We start from the raw sequence: 20,230 nt of genomic DNA on the forward strand, positions 1-20,230 counted from the left end.
TGCGAATTTGATGAATCAGGACCTGTTCATGCTGAATACCCCTTTCTCTCCTTGGCCATCTTTTTCTGAAGAAGAGGCGGACCGCGTACGGGATATTATCTTGTCTAACAAGGTGAATTACTGGACTGGGCAGGAATGCCGTCAGTTTGAGCATGAATTTGCAGACTGGGCTGGAGCGAAGCATGCCGTGGCCGTCGCAAATGGTACGGTAGCGCTCGATCTGGCGTTGCATGCGTTGGGCGTTGGTAAGGGTGACGAAGTGATCGTCACCTCTCGTACATTTCTCGCTTCGGTATCAAGTATCGTCAACGCTGGCGCTTGTCCAGTGTTCGCGGATGTGAATGTCGATTCCCAGAATATCGACGCTTACACCATCAAGGCGGTGATTACTCCTCGCACAAAAGCCATTGTATGTGTTCACCTCGCAGGATGGCCTTGTGATATGGATCCGATCATGGCGTTGGCGCAAGAGCACGGTATACGTGTTATCGAAGATTGTGCACAAGCGCACGGTGCCCGCTACAAAGGTAGGCCTGTCGGTTCTATTGGCGATATCGGGGCTTGGTCGTTCTGTCAGGATAAGATTATGACCACCGGCGGCGAGGGTGGCATGGTCACCACCAATGATAAAGAATTATGGTCAACAATGTGGTCGTTCAAAGATCATGGTAAGAGCTGGGAAGCGGTCTACGAACGTCAGCATGCCCCCGGATTCCGCTGGCTGCATGAAAGTTTTGGTACCAATTGGAGGATGCTTGAGGTCCAAGGTGGGATCGGTCGGATTCAATTGAAGCGAATGCCAGAGTGGCATCAGTCGCGATTAGAAAATGCTCAGCGCATCTGGGAGTGCGCCAAAGGCCTACCCGGACTTCGGGTTCCTGTTATCCCGGAAGATAATGTACATGCGGCCTATAAATGCTACGTGTTTGTTGAGCCAGGACAGCTTGCTTCAGGTTGGGATAGAGATCGACTACTAAATGAAATAAATTCCCTTGGCGTGCCTTGTTTCTCGGGTTCCTGTTCAGAGGTATATCTTGAGAAAGCATTCGATGGCACAGGCTTTAGGCCAGAGAAAAGTCTGCCTGTTGCAAGTCAACTGGGAGAAACTAGCCTCATGTTCTTGGTCCATCCAACGCTGACAGATGCTGAAATCGCGAAGACGTGTGAGGTGTTGACAAGAGTCATGCGCCAAGCAGCAGGCAAATGAAATGCATTACGACTCGTACGCTGGCGCGCGAGTCGTACTCTTTTATGCCTGGTGTTGGTGTGTCAAGTTGCCTTAAGCGGGCACGTATGAAAATGAAACAGGAAGGGATCTGGTTTGGTTCGGAATCAGGAGTGTAAACGGATGACGGATAAGCTGCGCGCGGGAATGCTACTTTTGCCGCGACGCTACAAACGCGCGCTCCAAGTCGTAACCGACGTGTTGTTGGTATGGTTCGCCCTTTGGTTGGCGTTTTTGGTACGTCTTGGCATTGATGAGATTTATCAGCCACTGCGCACGCACTATTGGCTTTTTTTAGCCGCGCCAGTCGTCGCCATACCTATCTTTATCCGTTTTGGCATGTACCGTGCTGTCATGCGGTATTTCGGTAATGACGCATTAATTGCTATTGTTAAAGCTGTTTCTTTATCTTCACTGATACTTTCGCTAATCGTTTATTGGCATAGCAACCATACTGCAGTAGTTCCGCGCTCTATCGTTTTCAATTACTGGTGGCTAAGCCTGGTGCTAATTGGCGGTCTTAGATTAATCATGCGGCAGTATTTTTTGGGTGATTGGTTTGCAGCCCGGCAGCATGTACCTTTCACCAACCGCGATAATGGTTTACCGAAAGTTGCGATCTATGGTGCTGGTGCTGCAGGAAATCAGTTAATCGCTGCATTGAGAATTGGTCGCGTTATGCGACCAGTTGCTTTCATTGATGATGATGAAAGTGTTGCGGATCGCGTCATTTCTGGGCTTCAAGTATTTCGTGGAAAAGATATTCAGCGAATGATTGATGTTACCGGTGCTGAAGAGATCTTGCTGGCTATTCCTTCTGCCAGTCGTGCGCGTCGAAGAGAAATACTGGGGCTATTAGAGCACTTCCCACTCCACGTCCGTAGTATCCCTGGGTTCATGGACTTGGCCAGTGGTCGTGTAAAGGTCGATGATATTCAAGAGGTTGATATTGCTGACCTATTGGGCCGTGATGCCGTACCTGCGCAGAGTGACTTGCTTGCTCGTTGCGTATCAGGCCAAGTGGTAATGGTAACGGGCGCCGGTGGTTCCATTGGTTCGGAACTATGCCGGCAGATACTCATGCTCGAGCCTAAAACCCTCCTTTTGTTCGAGCATAGTGAGTTTAATCTTTATAGCATTCATGGAGAGCTCGAGCAGCGTATTCGGCGCGAGTCCTTGCCTGTCAGGCTGGTCCCATTCTTAGGTTCCATTCGGAATCAGAAGCATATGGCAGACACCATGAAAATGTGGAGTGTGGACACCGTTTACCACGCTGCCGCCTACAAGCATGTCCCTATGGTTGAGCACAATATTGCCGAAGGTGTCCTGAACAATGTGATCGGTACCCTGAATACAGCTCAGGCAGCCCTGCAGTCCAATGTGGCCAACTTTGTACTTATCTCGACCGATAAAGCTGTGCGACCAACTAATGTCATGGGTAGCACCAAAAGGTTGGCAGAGCTGATTCTTCAGGCGTTGAGCAAAGAAGTTGCGCCTGTGTTGTTTGGGGACTCGAGCAAAGTTGCGAGAGTTAATAAAACTCGCTTTACGATGGTGCGCTTTGGCAATGTTCTTGGGTCGTCTGGGTCGGTGATCCCATTATTTCATAAGCAGATCAAGATGGGCGGGCCATTGACGGTAACACATCCCAAGATTACCCGCTACTTCATGACCATTCCTGAGGCTGCTCAGCTTGTTATCCAGGCCGGCTCGATGGGGCAGGGCGGAGACGTATTCGTACTGGATATGGGCGAGCCGGTAAAAATTGCTTCATTGGCGGAGAAGATGATTCATCTTTCGGGCTTAAGCGTAAGATCTGAAAAAAATCCTCATGGTGACATTGCAATTGAATTTACAGGACTACGACCAGGCGAAAAGCTTTACGAAGAGCTTTTAATTGGCGATAACGTTTTGCCAACTCAGCACCCGATGATCATGACAGCCAGCGAGGATTTCTTAGCGTGGGATGCACTTAGGGATAGCTTGGCTTTGTTGCTTAGAGCCGTTGAAGCTGAAGACTTTTCGCGCGTGCGCCAGTTGCTTAGGGAGTTGGTTAGTGGTTACACCCCAGAGGGGGAGATTGTGGATTGGGTGTATCAGCAGCGGATGAAAGACATTTAGTCCTTTCACAGTTCGTCGGCAGTTTTCGAACTGCCGACTGCCTGCCGGTAGAATAACGGAGTAGTATTTTTACTTTTATATAGCTAATAGTTATAGATTGGAGCTCTCAATTACTGGGCTTACTTGGTTTTGGCCTACTTCAGTGCCAATGCTTGAACTTGAGAAAGTTACTGAATAACGGCCTAGATTTGTGGGGTCTCGTGCGAAATCAACAGCGCCGCCCTCTGTGTTCCACTTATAGGCGTCAGCCTCATACGAAGCACCTGACTGTAGTTTTACCCATTGGGTGGCACTAGTGGCAGGCTTACCGAGTTTGTCCGTGAGCATCTCTTTAACTAGATACAAGTTACTAGCATTACCGGTCAACACTAGTTGAATGACAGTGCCATCATTCACCGTAGCGAACAATTTATAGCCCGGTGAAATTGGCAAATATGGCAGCCCTCGCACCTCAAACTCACCCGCTTTGGTGGTAGCGACACGGCAAGGCTCGTCGGGGCGTTCATCTTCCGCTGAACATTCTGGCACCTCGGCCATGAAATTGCCCTGCAGGTCAACACCCAGGAACGCGCTCGGCGCGATCACTCGGTCAGCAACCTGCGTGGATTGCGCCCAGACAGGCGCGGCAGCAAACGCGGCCGCAAGAACGACCGAATGAGAAATATTAGGCATGAACGATCCCTGTGAGCCAAGGTGGCTTTTCCTGAGAGGAATTCGTATTTTGCCCCGCCGGCGATGACAGAACAACTGCCAAAAGCGTGAACGGCGTCTTACCGGCACACTCCTGCATCATTCCCGTCTAGAATTGCGCCATCAATCGTCAACCATCAGCCACGAGAAGCGTTCAACCCTATGACAATCCTGGTAACCGGCGGCGCCGGCTTCATTGGTGCGAATTTCGTGCTGGATTGGGTAAGCCAGTGCGGCGAAACCATCGTCAACCTGGACAAGCTGACCTACGCCGGCAACCTGCAGAGCCTGGCCAGCCTGGAGGGCAACCCGCAGCATGTTTTTGTGCACGGTGATATCGGTGACGGCCCGCTTGTGCAGCGCCTGCTGGCAGAGCACCGCCCGCGTGCAGTGCTCAACTTCGCCGCCGAGTCGCACGTCGACCGCTCCATTCATGGCCCCCAGGCGTTCGTTGAAACCAACGTTGTAGGTACGTTCCAGCTGCTGGAGGCGGTGCGTGCTTACTGGCAGGGTATGGACGAGGATGCACGCGCGGCCTTCCGCTTCCTTCATGTTTCAACCGATGAGGTCTATGGCTCGCTGAAAGCCGGTGAGCCTGCCTTTACCGAAACCCATCAGTACCAGCCAAACAGCCCGTACTCCGCAAGCAAGGCCGCTAGCGACCACCTGGTGCGTTCCTATCACCACACCTACGGGCTGCCGGTGCTGACCACCAACTGCTCGAACAATTACGGCCCGCTGCATTTCCCCGAGAAGCTGATCCCGCTGATCATCGTCAACGCCCTGGCCGGGAAGGCGCTGCCTGTATACGGCGATGGGCAGCAGATTCGCGACTGGCTTTACGTCAAGGACCACTGCAGCGCCATCCGCCGTGTGCTGGCAGCAGGGCAGGTGGGTGAGGTGTACAACGTCGGTGGCTGGAACGAGATGCCCAACCTGGACATCGTCCATCGCGTTTGTGCGCTACTCGATGAGCTGCGCCCGCGTACCGATGGGCAGCCGTATGCCAGCCAGATCAGCTTTGTCACCGACCGCCCTGGCCACGACCGCCGCTACGCTATCGATGCCCGCAAGCTGGAGCGTGAGCTGGGCTGGAAGCCGGCCGAAACCTTCGAAACGGGCATTCGTAAAACCGTGCAGTGGTACCTGGATAACCAGGCCTGGGTCGAAGGTGTGCAATCGGGCAGCTATCGCGAATGGGTCGAGAAGAATTACACCGGGCGTTCGGTGTAAAGGCGCTGAAAACTGGGTGGCTACCCTATAATGGCAAAAAGATGGCTGGCAACTAGCCATGGACGCCTGACAGAGATTTACAACCTATGAGCACTATCAACCGCAAAGGCATCATTCTGGCTGGGGGCTCGGGCACGCGCCTGCACCCTGCAACGCTGGCGATTTCCAAGCAGTTGCTGCCGGTTTACGACAAACCGATGATCTATTACCCGCTGACCACGCTGATGCTGGCGGGCATTCGCGACATCCTGATCATCTCTACCCCGCAAGACACGCCGCGTTTCGAGCAGTTGCTGGGGGATGGTCACCAGTGGGGCATCAACATTACCTATGCGGTGCAGCCTTCGCCGGACGGCCTGGCACAGGCCTTCATCATTGGCGAAGGCTTCATTGGCAACGACCTTTCGGCGCTGGTACTGGGAGATAACATTTTCTACGGCCACGACTTCCAGGCCTTGTTGCTCGAAGCCATGGGCCGCCGCGAAGGCGCCAGCGTATTCGCTTACCACGTGACCGACCCTGAACGGTATGGCGTGGTGGAGTTCGACAGCCAGGGCAAGGCCCTGAGCCTGGAAGAGAAGCCGACCCAGCCGAAGTCCAATTACGCCGTAACGGGCCTGTACTTCTACGATCAGGATGTGATCGAGATGGCCAAAGGGCTCAAGCCCTCACCGCGAGGCGAGCTGGAGATTACCGACCTCAACCGCTTGTACCTTGAGCGTGAGCAGTTGTCGGTGGAAGTGATGGGGCGTGGGTATGCATGGCTCGATACCGGCACCCATGATTCCCTGCTTGAAGCCAGCGGTTACATTGCCACCATCGAGCGCCGCCAGGGCTTGAAGGTCGCCTGCCCAGAAGAAGTGGCTTACCGCCAGCGCTGGATTGATGCAGAGCAGCTGGCCAGGCTGGCCGCGCCGCTTACCAAGAACGGCTACGGGCAGTACCTGCAACGGGTGCTGCGCGACACGATCTTCTGACAGTGAAAGTTCTGTGCACGCCTGCTGTGGGAGCTTTTACCCGGCAGGTGTGCAACATGCTGTGACGTCTAATCTGGTAACCATTCCCTGGCGGCAACCGCTGGGCGAATGGCCTGCGAGCCGCTAGTTTGAGGGGGCAGCCAAGGAGCTTGCTGCATTCAAACTCAACTCACAGGAGTGACCTTCATGCGCAATACCGTTCTCAATTATCTGCTGCTGCCACTGTTTGCCGGCCTGTCGTTTTCGATCAGCGCTGCGCCTGCTACGGCCACGGTACCGAAGGAACCGGTACCGATGGTTAGCCAGTTACCGGCCACCTCAGCCAAGCTCAACCTCAATACCGCCGATGCGCTGACCTTGCAGAAGGAGCTGAATGGGATAGGCAAGGCCAAGGCCGAGGCCATTGTGGCTTACCGGGAGGCCCACGGTGCGTTCGCTTCAGTGGATGAACTGCTGGAGATTAAAGGGATTGGCAATGCGTTGATGGAGCGCAATCGGGACAAGTTGGCGGTCGAGTAGGGGAGTAGGCCGGGGCGGCTTGTTGCCTGCCCCGGCGTCATCGCCTGCAGCCTACCTGTCTTGCGCATCCTTGGCATCCGCCTCGGCATTGCGCTCATGTACCTTCTTCAGTTGCTCATCGGTCAAGGGCAGTTTCTTCGCCGTATCGCGCAACATCATCAACCCGCCCACGATCGAGCCAAGGGCTAGGATGAGTATCAGCCAGGCATACCAGGGCATTGTCGTTCTCCTATGAGCTGTGAGGCTTCGCTTGTACCCGTTTTGAGCGACCGCGTTGCCCGTTGGTTCAATTATAGGAGGGGTGCCCCGCTGGGCCAATTCTAATGGCCTCTGGCCCCCAAGGCGTGGCGACTTCGTTTACAATGCGCGCCGTTTACGAATTACCAAGAGACCCCGACCATGTCCGCCTGCCAGACGCCCCTGATCGTCGCCCTGGATTTCCCCACCCGTGACGCCGCCCTGAAGCTGGCTGACCAGCTCGACCCCGCACTGTGCCGGGTGAAGGTTGGCAAGGAGCTGTTCACCAGCAGCGCTTCGGGCATTGTCGAAACCCTCTGCGCGAAAGGTTTCGAGGTGTTCCTCGACCTTAAATTCCATGACATCCCCAACACCACCGCCATGGCCGTGAAGGCTGCGGCCGAAATGGGCGTTTGGATGGTAAACGTGCACTGCTCCGGTGGCCTGCGCATGATGTCGGCCTGCCGCGAAGTGCTGGCCAAGCGCAGCGGCCCCCAGCCATTGCTGATTGGCGTGACCGTGCTGACCAGCATGGAGCGTGAAGACTTGGCCGGTATCGGCCTGGATGTAGACCCGCAAGAGCAGGTGCTGCGCCTGGCTGCGCTGGCCGAGAAGGCTGGCATGGACGGTTTGGTGTGCTCGGCCTTGGAAGCGCCGGCGTTGAAAACCGCGCACCCATCGCTGCAACTGGTGACACCAGGCATTCGCCCAGCAGGCAGTGCTCAGGATGACCAGCGTCGCATTCTTACCCCGCGCCAGGCACTGGATGCAGGTTCGGACTACCTCGTGATCGGGCGCCCTATCAGCCAGGCGGCAGACCCGGCAGCAGCATTGGCGGCGGTCGTCGCCGAAATTCGCGGCTGAGATATGAACGAGGGCAGCAATGCTGCTCTCGCTCAAATAACGGCGATTTTTCACGGTTGCAGTCATGACGCAACTGAAATCGCGTAGGACATAGGGAATGAGCCCTCCGCATGAGTATGTTAGATGTCAGTTGATGTTTCGGATCAGAGCCCGGTTCAGCGCTTTGGAAGCCTGATTGGTACTTACCTGCTGCCCGTAGGCTGGTTCATCATTCTTACGGGAATGTTCTGGGCCTGGGACCGCTCTGCTTATCACAAGCTCTTTTATATTTTTCTTGCGGCGCCCACGCTTGTGATGCTGATCAAGCACCGGCATCTGCTGAAACCTCTGGTTTGCAATCCGCTGTTCTTGGCGTTCCTGGTTTTCAGTGGCTACACCCTTCTGAGTATCGCGTGGTCCGACACTGAAAACTCCACCAGCAGCTTGCTGAAGCGCCCGCTGTATATTGCGATGTTGCTATTGGCCGCAGGTATCATCAGCCTGCGCACACCCGGGCAACTGGATCAATGGACGCGCCTGGCCGCTATAGTGGTTGCGGTGGCGGCGGGTGTGTCATTGGTAGTTTATCTCTACCAAACCCCCGTATTGGCAGGCAGGCGCCTGCATGGTTACGGTGCGTTGTATAACCCGTTGCTGACTGCGCATGTATTTGGCGCCTTCGCTGCATTCTGGCTCGCATCCTGGTTCCAGGCTCGTAGTGCGCTCAGCCCATTGCCTTTGGTTTGCCTTGCTGTTCTGGGCGTGGCAATCCTGGCGACGGGTTCCCGCACGCCGTTGATCGGCCTGTCAGCTGCTTTGGGTTGGTTGCTGATCGTCGGTGATCGCCGACGCACCGGGCTGGCATTGACTGTGATCGGTATTGCAGCCGTCAGTGTGGTGTTGCTCTACCCTGAAGCCATTACCCAGCGTGGCGTCTCGCACCGCCCGGCCATCTGGCTGGACTCCCTGCGCCAGATCAGCGAACACCCATGGCTGGGCCGCGGCTTCGATTCGCCGATGACAATCATCATCCCAGGCTTGGGCAAGACGCTTGCCGACCCTCATAACATTGAGCTTGGAGTGCTTTATGCGGGTGGGGTCGTTGGCTTGGTGCTGTGGATGGCGCTTTACGGCTTGGCCATGTACTTCTGCTGGGTGTACCGCAAACACCCAGGCGTGATGATAGCGGCAACCTGGCTGATCTTCGGCTTCGCTTCGGGCCTGACCGAAGGCAGTGCCTTCATGTCGCGCCCGAAGGAGCATTGGTTCCTGATATGGATCCCGATGGCCCTGGTGTACGGCCAATCACTGATCCACTGGAAGCGCAGCCGGTCTGCTTAAGAGCAGACCATCCGCCATATACCGCGCAAGGTCTTGCGGTTCCAGTACTTGAGCGGGATTTGCGAAAGTATTTCCCGGCTCAATGCCTTGTCGCGGTTGGCGTACTTCAGCACCATAGAGTTACGGAACCTCATGCACACCTGCTCATATTGCGGGTGGTCGCTGAACACCGCAAAGGTGCGCAGCACGTTGTCCACCATGAAGCGGCCGTTCTTGAAGGTGTTGGTCGGGTGGTCACGGTACTGCGCCAGTACCTCGCCCAGTACGTCGATGAAATAACCGGCCCGTGCGATCGACAGTTCGATATACACGTCTTCCAGGCGGATATCGGCATTGAACCCCCCCACTTTTTCCAGTGCCTCACGGCGCAGCATCAGTGTGGCTGCCATTGGCCCTGGCTTGCGGTCGAGGAACAGGTCGTCGAAGTCCAGGCGGCGGAAGGGCAGGTTGCGGTTGCGTTGCTCGCGTGCGCCCATCACGTTGCCATCCTGGTCGATGGTTTCGATGTTGGCCGAGCAGATGCCTACCTCGGGCTTGCCGTTCATGTACTCCACCTGGGTGGCAATACGGTGGGGCATCATGATGTCGTCAGAGCCGAAGGGCACGATCAGGTCGCCCCTGGCGCGTGCTATCGCGTCGTTGAGGGTGCGTGCCAGGCCCTGGTTGGCCTGGAAGCGCAGATCGAAGCCATGCTGTTCCTGAAGCCGCTTGAGCACTGCTGGGCTTTCGTCCTTGGAGCCGTCGTCCACCACCAGAAGCTCGATGTTCTTGTAGGTCTGGTTGATGACGCTGTTGATGCTTGCTTCGATGTAGCGCGCGTGGTTGTAGGACGCGATGATCACTGTCACCAACGGTGTGTCAGCAACGCCGTGATTCTCAGAACACATGTGAAACCCCTAGCTTTGATCCGTTCTTTTGACGCCTCTATGCAGGCTACCTGCTGGTTTTTCTAAAGTGATGGCAATTCAGCATCTTATGCAGGTATTGGCCATTCTAATGGAAGGGGCACTTGAGGGATACGATAGCGTGTTGCAGGCTTATACGTAGGGAGGATCCTGCGATTTGTTCAGATATTTCCTACGACTCAGGACTGGTGATGCCTTGCCTGAGGAAATACCCTACATGTTCTGTCGACACGCGTCTGATTGTTCCTGGAAACACTGCCCTTTAGGCTTCTTGGGTCGCTGATATTCAGCGATGCGGGTGTGGAAACCCGGTTATCACCTAGAACGCTGTCGTAATGGCAGCTGTGCGCGGGAGGCCTCTTGGCCTGCCGGGTCCTGGGTGTCCGGTTTTCCACCCCGCGTACAGTTGCCGCCTCAACGCATGGAAAACGTTGGTGGCAATTCCTACGTACCCACCCAGGAGTTGCTTATGAAAAAGATCGTTCCGGATCCACCCCATAATTTCGACCTTCCCTCCGACAAGACCCTCTCCAGCGCCATCAGCGAGCGCATCGTGCCGATCGATCACGTGGTCATGAACGTCACCCATTACCTGATGCTGGCCTACAACCACTGCCACATGGCCCTCTACGCAATCGAGGATGAGGCCACCCGTGAGTTGATGGTAAACGGGCTGCGGGCCATGCAGATTGCCTGGGGTCAGTCGGATGCGCTGTCGCTGGCCTTGGAACGTACTAACGGCCTGCATTGAGGGGAATACGGCAATGACTACAGACGTTACCCATGTCACAGCAGGCGTGACCACGTTTTTTCAGGGTGAGCACCAGAGCCATCCCTTGTTCCGCATCGAGCCGGGTATACCTTGCCAGGACGCCCGCGAGCAGGCTTCGGAGTTGATGGGGTACGTGCGCGAGCTGACCATCGTTGGGCTGATGGATGAGAAGCCGATGATGATCTGGGCTTCGCATTACCTGAGCGCGATGGCCAAGGCGCTGATGGATGATGCTGAGTTGGGGATGAAAGGCTGAGGCTGCCTGTCACAGAATCTTCGGGCACTCGGTTTCCGTCACGCGGCAACACCCAAGGCAAGCCGCAAAAAACCAACAAAAAGGGCCGGTACGCGCGCGTACCGGCCCTTTCAGATCACTCAGCGACTCAACCAATAACCAGCGGCGGGAACGATTTCACCAGGTCATCCAGCGCCTTGATCTGCGCCAGGAACGGCTCCAGCTTGTCCAGCGGCAGGGCGCTTGGGCCGTCGCACTTGGCCTGGTCCGGGTTCGGGTGGGCTTCCAGGAACAGGCCAGCCAGGCCAACGCCCATGCCGGCACGGGCCAGGTCAACCACCTGCTCACGGCGGCCACCAGAAGCAGCACCCGAAGGGTCGCGGTTCTGCAGGGCGTGGGTTACGTCGAAAATGATCGGCAGGTCATCGCAGGTGCGCTTCATCACGCCAAAGCCCAGCATGTCCACAACCAGGTTGTCGTAGCCCATGCAGGTGCCGCGGTCGCACAGGATCAGCTGGTCGTTACCTGCTTCCTTGAACTTCTGCACGATGTTCTGCATCTGCGAAGGGCTCAGGAACTGAGGCTTCTTGATGTTCACCGGTTTGCCAGTCTTGGCCAGCGCCACCACCAGGTCGGTCTGGCGGGCCAGGAAGGCAGGCAGCTGCAGCACGTCGACCACTTCGGCCACTGGCGCGCACTGGTAGATCTCGTGCACGTCGGTGATGATCGGTACGCCGAACTCGGCCTTGACCTTCTCGAAGATGCGCAGGCCTTCTTCCATGCCCGGGCCACGGTAGGAGTGGATCGAGGAACGGTTGGCCTTGTCGAAACTGGCCTTGAACACGTAAGGAATGCCCAGCTTCTCGGTTACCCGCACGTATTCGGCGCAGGCGGTAAGGGCCAGGTCCTCGGACTCAAGGACGTTGATGCCGCCGAACAGCACGAACGGGGCGGCATTGGAACATTCGATGTTCTGGGTGATCTTGATCATTTTCTACTCTATGAAGTCTGGGGTAGCCATGGCGCTCTACCAACGACTTTCGAGTACACCGCTGGTGAAGATTTCGCGGCGCTCTAGGCGCCCGATTTCCTCATGTTTGGCAAGCGCGTACACCCGGTTGAAGGCTGCGCGTTGCACATCAGGGAAGTACTCGGCCAGTGCGTATTCTACCGCAGCATCATAGTCCGCTTCGGTTATATAGCGGTAAATTTCTCGGTAGTAGAAAAAGCCGAACTGAAAACCCAAGGTTTCGCTCATGTAGGCCGTGGGCCCGGAGAAGCTGTTCTCCAGGTCGATGGCCTGCGCTTGTCCTTCTTCCGGGAGCATGACGTTGGCCGCCCACAGGTCCATGTGCGTGACGCCTTGGCAGTGCAGGGCATGCAGCAGTTCGAACGCTGCCGCGATCACCCCGTGCACGGCCTCTGGCTTTTTGCGCACTTTTGCCAGCCCGTCCTCGTGCCCGCTCAGTAATTCTGTGATGAGGAAAAAGTCCTGCATCAGGCCGAACCGGGAGCGGCTGTAGCCGTAGCCGACCAGCCTGGGCACCCGCGCACCCCGCCGGGCTGCTTCGCGGGTGTTGATCAGTTCTTCGAGGGACCAGTCGTACATGCCGTTGCGCTTGGGCCGGCCACGCTGCATGCGCAGCTTCTTTTTCAGCGAATCGAGCTTTTCACGTTTGGTGAACAGCAGGCTTCGGGAGCATTCAAGAGGGGCGCTGACCCGTTTGGCACTGGCGCTCTGCTCGATCAGTCGTTCGAAGGCTTGCCGGGTATGCGGGGCAATAGGGGCTTGAAGGTGCAAGGTGGTGTCGCGATGGCGCAGAGTGTGGGGGTATTCGTTTTGCCAGATCTGTGAATCGCCAACCACACCTTCATTCCTTGTAGTATCAAATAGCCATGGATAATGGATCCAATACTACAGTTTTTTCACATTTTTCGTACAGGTTCTTAACGATACTTAACGTTGAAATGTGCTAAGGGGCCGCGTGAGCGGCCCCTGTATTTCAAACCTTCAACACCAGCTTGCCAAAGTTTTCCCCGCTGAACAGCTTGAGCAGGGTTTCTGGGAACGTCTCCAGCCCCTCCACCACATCCTCCTTGCTCTTGACCTTGCCACTGGCCAGCCAGCCGGCGATTTCCTTCGCGGCCTTGCCGTACTCCCTGGCGTGGTCCATCACCACGAACCCTTCCATGCGCGCACGGTTCACCAGCAGCGCCAGGTAGTTGGCCGGGCCTTTGACTGCTTCCTTGTTGTTGTACTGGCTGATCGCCCCGCAGATGACGATGCGGGCCTTGAAGTTGATGCGGGTGAGCACGGCGTCGAGGATCTCGCCACCGACGTTGTCGAAGTACACGTCAACGCCCTTGGGGCATTCGCGCTTCAGGCCGGCCAGCACGTCTTCGGCTTTGTAGTCGATGACGCCGTCGAACCCCAGTTCATCCTTGAGGTACTGGCATTTCTGCGCGCCGCCGGCAATGCCGACGACGCGGCAGCCCTTGATCTTGGCAATCTGGCCGACGATGCTGCCCACGGCGCCGGCAGCACCGGAGATGACCACGGTGTCACCCTCTTTTGGCTGGCCGACATCGAGCAGGGCGAAGTAGGCGGTCATGCCGGTCATGCCCAGGGCTGAGAGGTAGCGGGGCAGGGGGGCAAGGTTGGGGTCGATCTTGTGCAGGCCCTGGGGCTCGCCGGTGAAATAGTCCTGCACGCCGAGCGCGCCGCTGACATGGTCGCCGGGTTTGAAGTCGGGGTGGTTGGAGGCCACCACTTCGCCTACACCCAGGGCGCGCATTACCTGGCCGAGTGCCACGGGCGGGATGTACGACTTGCCTTCATTCATCCAGCCGCGCATGGCCGGGTCCAGCGACAGGTACAGGTTGCGTACCTGGATCTGGCCTGCGGCGGGGGCATCGGCGGGCACCGTCTCGAAGGTGAAGTCGTCGCGGCGTACGGCGCCGGTCGGGCGTTTGGCCAGCAGGAAGCGGCGGTTGGTCTGGGTCATGGCGGGGTCCTTGTGGGCAGGAGCAGAAGGGTCAATTTAACGTGGTGATGACAACAGGTCTGCAAAATCACTGGTAGGCATGATAGCCCAACCGCTGGCTTGATGATGCTGCCCAGTGGGTTGGCAGGCTGACTAGACTCTGAGCGCAGAAGCCAAAGGCTGCTGCAACCATTTGTGGGAGCCGCGCTTGCCGGCGATGGGCTGTGGAATGGCCCTTTGTTTCGGGCATTGAGAAAGGCCTGCAGGCCGGGGCGAGCGCTGCGCGCTCGATCGCCGGCAAGCGCCGCTCCCACATTAAAAAATTGCGCTTTGCTGCAACCATGATTGGAGCATTCGATGAGCATGACCTTTTCCGGCCAGGTAGCACTGGTCACTGGCGGTGCGGCGGGTATCGGCCGGGCGACGGCTCTGGCGTTTGCCCGTGAGGGGCTCAAGGTGGTGGTGGCCGACCTCGATCCGGTCGGTGGTGAGGGCACCGTGGCGTTGATCAACGAGGCCGGTGGCCAGGCGCTGTTCGTGGCCTGTGACGTGACCCGTGACGCTGATGTGCGCCGGCTGCATGAGCAGGTCATTCAGGCCTACGGTCGCCTGGACTATGCCTACAACAATGCCGGTATCGAAATCGAGCAGGGCCGCCTGGCCGAGGGCAGCGAGGCAGAGTTCGACGCCATCATGGGCGTCAACGTCAAAGGGGTGTGGCTGTGCATGAAGTACCAGCTGCCGCTGTTGCTGGCCCAGGGCGGCGGGGCTATCGTCAATACTGCCTCGGTGGCAGGCTTGGGCGCGGCGCCTAAGATGAGCATCTACAGCGCGTCCAAGCACGCGGTGATTGGCCTGACCAAATCGGCGGCCATCGAATATGCCAAGAAGCGCATCCGGGTGAATGCGGTGTGCCCGGCGGTGATCGATACCGACATGTTCCGCCGCGCCTACGAGGCCGACCCGCGCAAGGCCGAGTTCGCCGCCGCAATGCACCCGGTCGGTCGCATCGGCAAGGTCGAGGAAGTCGCCAGTGCGGTGGTGTACCTGTGCAGTGATGGGGCAGCTTTCACTACCGGGCATAGCCTGACGGTGGATGGTGGGGCTACCGCAATTTGAAACCTGATGCGAGTTAAGGCCGCTTGGTATCGGTGTTAAGTTGCGTAAAGGCGATATGCTACTAGCTTGTGTATACTCCCGCCCCTGTATTAACCCATTGACCAGTAGAGTAGCCTACCCGCGTGACAGTTTACTTCTTGGGCTGGAAAGCCCGCTACGAGCAAATCATGATCGAAAGCCTGGCGCAGTTGCATACTGTGCGGATGTTCGAACTGCCGTCCTATGCACGAAGAGTCGTGCGCTTGGCGCGAGCGCTTGGTGGTGGAGCGTTGTTGCTCAAATGGCTGGGCCGGCGTGTCAGTGCGGTCAATGGGGCTGCTGCCGGTGACATGCTGGTGTGCAATGAAGCCCAACTTAAGCGTGGGCGGCATCTGCATCTGGTAAACGGTTTTCCCGGTAAGCGGGTGCTACTGGTCCGCGACCTGGTCGATGCACGCTTCGTTGAGCGGATGCGGCCGCTGTTCGATCATATCTACAGCTACGACCCGGTTCAGTGCGAGCATCTGGGTATGACGCCGCTGGAGCAGTTTTTCCCATTCGACCTTGACGATGCCAGGCAACCCGGCACTGCACGGGGCGACGGCGCGCAAAAACCGCTGTGTTTCTTCCTTGGCTATGACAAGGGGCGGGCGCAGCGCCGGGAGGCTCTGGGGCAAGAGCTGGCGGCGTTGGGCTGTGATATTGATTTCCTGATCGTGAAGGATGATACCTCCCAGGAATCGGGCAGATATTTCGTCGATACGGGCTTATCCTACGAAGCCAACCTAGCCAAAGCCAATGCGAGCGATGTGCTGGTGGAGATCAACCAGCCGGGCCAGACCGGCCTGACCTTGCGGCCATTGGAGGCCGCGTTCTTCGACAAAAAGCTGATTACCGATAACCAACGGGTCAGGGACACGGCGTTCTATCACCCGGACCGTTTCTATGTGTTGGGTGATGAGCAACGCGATCTACGGGAGTTCCTGGCCAGCAAGGCGCCGGCAGTGGCGCCGGATACCCTGCGCAAGCATACCCCCACCGGGCTGATGGAGCGGCTGTTGCAGGATGTGGCTCCATGCTGAGCCCAGCCGGTCAATTAGCACCCCCTTCAGGAATACCGGCACTCTGAACCCCACTTACCTGTATTCCCTGCGCCGATGAACATTGTGTTTATCGGCGCACGACTTTTTCAGTTCGAGCCGACAGACGTACCTGCTCCTTCACCTAGCCTGTGTGCCTCGTTTACAACGAGTTCCGCATATGGCGTTCAACGACTACATGAACATTACCGGCCAGCATCAGGGGTTGAGCTCGGTAGGCTGTAGTTCACAGGAGTCCATCGGTAACAAATGCCAAGAGGGTCGCCGTGATGAAATCAGGGTGCTCTCTTTCAATAAAAAATGAGTGGTCCTGCGCTTGGGGTGGAGGCTCTAGTAAATGGAAACACCTTGCGCCAGATTATAGAAGAGCAGGACAAATGACGTTTCTGCAGTTCTTTTGTGTATTTCTCTGGGAAACTTGGCGGCGTACTGTTCGTGGGGAAGGGCGTGCCGTCTACCGACATGCTCGTCCGGGCCCGAACGGCTTGCGCATCGATGTCGCTCATGGGCAGGGTTCCCGTGCTCTGGCCTTTCTTTCACATGCAGGGCGACCTTCAGCAAGCTGATTACGACACGCTCATAGCTATTTGACACTATTGCGCCCTCAAGCCCTTGTGAGTTCAACGCAATCGTTGCCACGCTTGGCCTTTGCAAACTCTGAGAGCAAGGGGGCGGCGTATGGAGGCGAGCAGGCAGGGTTTTCTGGCCAACCTGGGCATGGCCCGCAAGCTGGGCCTGGGCTTTGCCCTGGTATTGCTGCTGACCCTGGCGGTGGCAGCCATCGGCATTGCCGCGCTGTACAGCGTCGGCCAGCATTTCGGTGGCCTGCGCCAGCTGGGCCAGTTCAATACCGACCTGCTCAAGCTGCGCCAGCACGAACAGGCCTTTGCCCTGCGCTCCGATATCAAGGAGGCCGAGGCCTTGCGCAGCGGCCTGCACAACCTCAGCGAGCGCGCCCGTAGCCTGCCGGCACTGGCGGCGGCCGAAGCGGACCTGGCGGCGTATGGCCAGGCCTTCGAAGCCTTTGTCGAAGCGGTGCAGGCCAAGGAGCTGGCGCTGGACATGGCCAGTTGGTCGGTCTCCAGCGTGGCCAACAACCTCGATGTACTGCAGGCCGGCCTGGCCGATGACGGCACCTACACGCTCAAGCAGTCACAAGGCCAGCAAGGCGGGGAGTTTTTGGAGCAGGCGGCGCAGGTGGCCCAGGTATCCCGCTTGATGCTGCAGGCCATGGACGAGGCGCGCGTGCGGCTGGACCAGAGCCGCAAAGGCGAGGAGGGCGCAGCCGCAGGCCGCATCGCCCAGACAGTTGAGGCGGCGGGGCTGGTCGAGCAGCTCAAGGCGGGGGTCGGCGATGCGGGCTACCAGAGCGTGCTGGGCGAGGTGCAGGGGCATATCGCCAGCTTCTCCGACAAACTCAACGAATACACCGACCTGCTCGGCAAAGAGCACGGTATCAAGGCGCAACTGCAGGCGCGTGCCGAGCAGGCTACGCAGCGGGTCGATCAGGCCTATGCGGCGGACGAGCAGGCGATGCAGGCTGAGCTGACGCGCAATGCCGTGGCCATCGCCCTGGCAACCGGCCTGGCGCTGCTGGTGGGGGTACTGGCGGGGTGGTTGATCACGCGGGCGGTGGTCGGCCCGCTCAAACGGGTGATTGGCCGTGTCCAGCGCATCGCTGCCGGGGAGTTGAGCCTGGACGCGGAAGCTGCGCGCAACGATGAGGTGGGCCAGTTGATGCAGGCCATGCAGCAGATGGCTGCCGGGCTGTCGGGCATCGTCAGCGGCCTGCAGCAGGGTATCGAGCAGCTGGCTGGCAGTGCCCAGGCGCTGTCAGCGGTAACCGAGCAGACCAACCGCGAAGTGGGCAGCCAGAAGGAAGAGACCGAGCAGGTGGCGACCGCCATGCAGCAGATGACCGCCACCGTGCACGATGTGGCGCGCAATGCCGAAGAGGCGGCACTGGCGGCCCAGGCCGCTGACGAGAAGGTCGATTCGGGCCAGGTGGTGGTGCGCCAGAGCATGCAGCGTATCGAGCAACTGGCGGCGGCGGCGGATGCGGCCAGCGCCGGTATCGACAGCCTGAGCGCCGAGATCCACACCATTGGCGATGTGCTGGAAGTGATCAAGAGCGTTGCCGAGCAGACCAACCTGCTGGCGCTCAATGCCGCCATCGAAGCGGCGCGTGCGGGTGAGCAGGGGCGTGGTTTTGCCGTGGTGGCCGATGAGGTGCGGGCGCTGGCCCGGCGTACCCGCCAGTCTACCGAGGAGATCGAGCGGTTGGTTGCCAGCCTGCGCGGCAATGCCCAGCAGTCGGTGGCGCAGATCCGTGGCAGTACCGACCTGGTGCGCCTGGCGGTGGCCGATGCGCTGCAAACCGAAAGTGCCCTGGGCAGTATTGCGGCAGCGGTGTCGTTGATTCAGCAGATGAACCAGCAGATTGCTGCGGCGGCAGAGCAGCAGAGTTCGGTGGCTGAAGAGATCAGCCGCAGTGTCACGCAGATTCGTGGGAGTGCCGATCAGGCGGCATTGGCAATGCAGGGTAATGCGCAGTCGAGTATAGAGCTGGCGCAGTTGGGCAGTGACCTTAAGGGGATGGTGGGGCATTTCCGTTTGTGAACGTCTGTACCGGCCCTATCGCCGGCAAGCCGGCTCCCACTGGTACCCCACAAGCCTTGAAGTCAGTGGGGTGCCTGTAGGAGCCGGCTTGCCGGCGATGGGGCCGGTACGGCACCCCTTCGGTCAGGCCCTGCGCGGGTTGAGAATCAGCAGGGTCACCACCCCCGCCACAATCCCCCAGAATGCAGACCCGATCGAAAACAGGGTCAAGCCCGACGCCGTCACCATGAAGGTAATCAGCGCTGCCTCCCGCTCGCGCGCCACGCTCATGGCCACCGTCAGGCCATTCATGATCGAGCCGAACAGCGCCAATGCCGCAATAGACAGCACCAGCTCCTTGGGCAACGCAGCGAACAACGCCGCCAGCGTGGCGCCGAACACCCCGGCAATGCCGTAGAAAATCCCGCACCACACTGCCGCTGTATAGCGCTTGCTTGGGTCTTCATGGGCATGCGGCCCGGTGCAGATCGCTGCGCTGATGGCCGCCAGGTTGACGCCGTGCGAGCCGAACGGGGCCAGCAGCAGTGAGGCAAAGCCGGTGGTTGAGATCAATGGCGAAGCCGGTACCTGATAACCGTCGGCGCGCAACACGGCAACGCCCGGCATGTTTTGCGAGGTCATGGCCACCACGAACAGTGGAATGCCGATGCTGATGGTCGCGGCCAGCGAGAAGCTGGGCGTGGTCCACACCGGTGTGGCCACTTCCAGCCTGAAGCTGCTGAAGTCCAGCAAACCCAGTGCGCCGGACAGCGCGGTGCCCACCAGTAAAGCTGCCAGCACGCAGTAGCGGGGCGACAGGCGTTTGACCAGCAGGTAACTGAAGAACATGCCCAGCACCAGCAGCGTGCGGTGCTGCGCTGCGACGAAGATTTCGCTGCCGATCTTGAACAGGATGCCAGCCAGCAATGCCGAGGCCAGTGATGCCGGGATGCGTTTGACCAGGCGTTCGAAGCTGCCGGTCAGGCCGCAGATGAGTACCAGCACGGCACAGGTGATATAGGCACCGATCGCTTCGCCGTAGCTGACCCCGCCCAGGCTGGTGATCAACAGCGCAGCCCCGGGCGTCGACCAGGCCACGGTGATCGGCGTGCGGTAGCGCAGCGACAGGCCGATGCTGCAGACCGCCATGCCGATGGACAGGGCCCAGATCCACGACGAGATCTGCGCCGTGGAAAGGCCCGCAGCCTGGCCAGCCTGGAACATCAGCACCAGCGAGCTGGTGTAGCCGGTGAGCATGGCGATGAAGCCGGCGACGACGGCCGACGTTGAGCTGTCTGCCAGGGGCCGCAGGCGTGCGGAGGTGGCATCGGTCATGGGGTAAGTCCTTGTCC

General features: G+C 58.4%; 19 protein-coding genes and 2 pseudogenes. 14 read left to right on the forward strand and 7 right to left on the reverse strand.

Annotated elements, in window-relative coordinates:
- Positions 1-28 precede the first annotated feature (28 nt).
- Together EGJ09_RS16070 and EGJ09_RS16075 are read left to right on the forward strand one after the other, a co-directional pair.
- Complete coding sequence (locus EGJ09_RS16070; RefSeq protein WP_125924342.1) at positions 29-1,207, forward strand: DegT/DnrJ/EryC1/StrS aminotransferase family protein; 1,179 nt, start codon at positions 29-31, stop codon at positions 1,205-1,207.
- A 141-nt stretch (positions 1,208-1,348) separates the two neighbouring features.
- A complete protein-coding gene (locus EGJ09_RS16075; RefSeq protein WP_125924343.1) occupies positions 1,349-3,346 on the forward strand; it encodes a nucleoside-diphosphate sugar epimerase/dehydratase in 1,998 nt (665 codons plus the stop codon).
- Between the two features lie 90 nt (positions 3,347-3,436).
- Here EGJ09_RS16075 and EGJ09_RS16080 read toward each other — a convergent pair whose 3' ends face one another.
- Entirely contained in the window at positions 3,437-4,018 is a 582-nt protein-coding gene (locus EGJ09_RS16080; protein ID WP_125924344.1) for a hypothetical protein, read from the reverse strand.
- Between the two features lie 180 nt (positions 4,019-4,198).
- Here EGJ09_RS16080 and rfbB point away from each other — a divergent pair, with 180 nt between their 5' ends.
- From rfbB to EGJ09_RS16095, 3 genes are all read left to right on the forward strand, one after another.
- A complete protein-coding gene (gene rfbB, locus EGJ09_RS16085) occupies positions 4,199-5,269 on the forward strand; it encodes a dTDP-glucose 4,6-dehydratase (RefSeq protein WP_125924345.1) in 1,071 nt (356 codons plus the stop codon).
- Positions 5,270-5,364: 95 nt separating this feature from the next.
- Positions 5,365-6,246: a glucose-1-phosphate thymidylyltransferase RfbA gene (gene rfbA, locus EGJ09_RS16090; RefSeq protein WP_177433163.1), complete on the forward strand. Its 882-nt coding sequence runs from the start codon at positions 5,365-5,367 to the stop codon at positions 6,244-6,246.
- A gap of 186 nt (positions 6,247-6,432) precedes the next feature.
- Positions 6,433-6,765 carry a ComEA family DNA-binding protein gene (locus EGJ09_RS16095; RefSeq protein WP_125924347.1) on the forward strand — a complete coding sequence of 111 codons (333 nt, stop codon included), beginning with the start codon at positions 6,433-6,435 and terminating at the stop codon, positions 6,763-6,765.
- 51 nt (positions 6,766-6,816) lie between these two features.
- Here EGJ09_RS16095 and EGJ09_RS16100 read toward each other — a convergent pair whose 3' ends face one another.
- Positions 6,817-6,984, reverse strand: coding sequence for a DUF2897 family protein (locus EGJ09_RS16100; RefSeq protein WP_012313328.1), 168 nt, complete (start codon positions 6,982-6,984; stop codon positions 6,817-6,819).
- Positions 6,985-7,164: 180 nt separating this feature from the next.
- On the opposite strand from EGJ09_RS16100, the gene pyrF reads away from it, so the two are divergent.
- Together pyrF and EGJ09_RS16110 are read left to right on the forward strand one after the other, a co-directional pair.
- Positions 7,165-7,866: an orotidine-5'-phosphate decarboxylase gene (pyrF, locus tag EGJ09_RS16105; protein ID WP_125924348.1), complete on the forward strand. Its 702-nt coding sequence runs from the start codon at positions 7,165-7,167 to the stop codon at positions 7,864-7,866.
- A 123-nt stretch (positions 7,867-7,989) separates the two neighbouring features.
- Entirely contained in the window at positions 7,990-9,186 is a 1,197-nt protein-coding gene (locus EGJ09_RS16110; protein WP_125924349.1) for an O-antigen ligase, read from the forward strand.
- On the opposite strand, the gene EGJ09_RS16115 is transcribed toward EGJ09_RS16110, so the two are convergent.
- Positions 9,183-10,073 carry a glycosyltransferase gene (locus EGJ09_RS16115; RefSeq protein ID WP_125924350.1) on the reverse strand — a complete coding sequence of 297 codons (891 nt, stop codon included), beginning with the start codon at positions 10,071-10,073 and terminating at the stop codon, positions 9,183-9,185. The two genes, EGJ09_RS16110 and EGJ09_RS16115, sit on opposite strands and share 4 nt — an antisense overlap.
- A gap of 487 nt (positions 10,074-10,560) precedes the next feature.
- Between EGJ09_RS16115 and EGJ09_RS16120 the strand changes: the two genes are divergently transcribed.
- The gene (locus EGJ09_RS16120; RefSeq protein WP_012313332.1) at positions 10,561-10,842 is read left to right on the forward strand and encodes a hypothetical protein; all 282 of its coding nucleotides are present in this window, start codon (positions 10,561-10,563) and stop codon (positions 10,840-10,842) included.
- Positions 10,843-10,855: 13 nt separating this feature from the next.
- A complete protein-coding gene (locus tag EGJ09_RS16125) occupies positions 10,856-11,119 on the forward strand; it encodes a DUF3077 domain-containing protein (RefSeq protein WP_125924351.1) in 264 nt (87 codons plus the stop codon).
- Positions 11,120-11,246: 127 nt separating this feature from the next.
- Here the strand turns inward: EGJ09_RS16125 and kdsA are convergent, their stop codons facing one another.
- The 3 genes from kdsA to EGJ09_RS16140 all read right to left on the reverse strand — a co-directional run bounded on the left by kdsA (position 11,247) and on the right by EGJ09_RS16140 (position 14,103).
- Positions 11,247-12,089: a 3-deoxy-8-phosphooctulonate synthase gene (kdsA, locus tag EGJ09_RS16130; RefSeq protein WP_012313334.1), complete on the reverse strand. Its 843-nt coding sequence runs from the start codon at positions 12,087-12,089 to the stop codon at positions 11,247-11,249.
- A 36-nt stretch (positions 12,090-12,125) separates the two neighbouring features.
- Positions 12,126-12,965, reverse strand: coding sequence for a lipopolysaccharide kinase InaA family protein (locus tag EGJ09_RS16135; protein ID WP_125924352.1), 840 nt, complete (start codon positions 12,963-12,965; stop codon positions 12,126-12,128).
- 136 nt (positions 12,966-13,101) lie between these two features.
- Positions 13,102-14,103 (reverse strand): NADP-dependent oxidoreductase, encoded by a 1,002-nt coding sequence (locus EGJ09_RS16140; RefSeq protein WP_125924353.1) that lies wholly within the window; start codon positions 14,101-14,103, stop codon positions 13,102-13,104.
- Positions 14,104-14,439: 336 nt separating this feature from the next.
- Between EGJ09_RS16140 and EGJ09_RS16145 the strand changes: the two genes are divergently transcribed.
- The 5 genes and pseudogenes from EGJ09_RS16145 (at position 14,440) to EGJ09_RS27035 (ending at position 18,899) form a co-directional block, all read left to right on the forward strand.
- Positions 14,440-15,201, forward strand: coding sequence for an SDR family oxidoreductase (locus EGJ09_RS16145; RefSeq protein ID WP_125924354.1), 762 nt, complete (start codon positions 14,440-14,442; stop codon positions 15,199-15,201).
- 167 nt (positions 15,202-15,368) lie between these two features.
- Positions 15,369-16,262 (forward strand): hypothetical protein, encoded by an 894-nt coding sequence (locus EGJ09_RS16150; protein WP_125924355.1) that lies wholly within the window; start codon positions 15,369-15,371, stop codon positions 16,260-16,262.
- Between the two features lie 178 nt (positions 16,263-16,440).
- Positions 16,441-16,575 (forward strand): annotated as a pseudogene (locus EGJ09_RS26790) (type VI secretion system tube protein Hcp); the annotation flags it as partial.
- Positions 16,576-17,813: 1,238 nt separating this feature from the next.
- Positions 17,814-18,038 (forward strand): annotated as a pseudogene (locus tag EGJ09_RS27030) (HAMP domain-containing protein); the annotation flags it as partial.
- Positions 18,036-18,899, forward strand: a complete 864-nt coding sequence (locus EGJ09_RS27035; RefSeq protein ID WP_371928088.1) for a methyl-accepting chemotaxis protein — start codon at positions 18,036-18,038, stop codon at positions 18,897-18,899. The pseudogene EGJ09_RS27030 and the gene EGJ09_RS27035, both read left to right, overlap by 3 nt.
- Before the next feature lie 123 nt (positions 18,900-19,022).
- Here EGJ09_RS27035 and EGJ09_RS16165 read toward each other — a convergent pair whose 3' ends face one another.
- A complete protein-coding gene (locus EGJ09_RS16165) occupies positions 19,023-20,213 on the reverse strand; it encodes a benzoate/H(+) symporter BenE family transporter (RefSeq protein ID WP_125924357.1) in 1,191 nt (396 codons plus the stop codon).
- Positions 20,214-20,230: the final 17 nt, after the last annotated feature.

The organism is Pseudomonas sp. p106 (genome assembly GCF_003936645.1).
GTDB classification, from domain to species: Bacteria; Pseudomonadota; Gammaproteobacteria; order Pseudomonadales; family Pseudomonadaceae; genus Aquipseudomonas; species Aquipseudomonas putida_E.